Annotated in this window: 1 protein-coding gene; it reads left to right on the forward strand. The window is 41.9% G+C overall.

Annotated elements, in window-relative coordinates; all coding sequences use genetic code 11:
• Nucleotides 1-96: 96 nt before the first annotated feature.
• On the forward strand, nucleotides 97-375 hold a 279-nt coding region (locus tag DLK05_RS19260), incomplete at its 3' end, for a hypothetical protein (RefSeq protein WP_498366016.1).

The following is a 375-nucleotide window of genomic DNA, read 5'->3' on the forward strand; positions in this document are numbered from 1 at the left end:
GATTTGACATGGTGAGAACACATAACATTTGAATTGGCTGGAGTAGATCCTAAAGAGATCCCACTTCCTCATGAATTYATCTTGAATCGGGATCTTTTGGCTCAACTTTATCCTAGTTTTGCTGAGGGAGCAACYCCGTTTTTYACYTTGAATTGGTCAAAATAYGCRGAATTYCTKACTTTTCGTGGAGGATTAGATCCAGTAACKGGGGGTCTRTGGCTGACCGATATTGCACACCAYCATTTAGCTATTGCAATTCTTTTCCTGATAGCAGGTCACATGTATMGGACCAACTGGGGCATTGGTCATGGTCTAAAAGATATTTTAGAGGCTCATAAAGGTCCATTTACAGGCCAGGGCCATAAAGGCCTATAT

The sequence above is a fragment of the Ancylomarina longa genome (assembly GCF_003996985.1).
GTDB lineage: Bacteria > Bacteroidota > Bacteroidia > Bacteroidales > Marinifilaceae > Ancylomarina_A > Ancylomarina_A longa.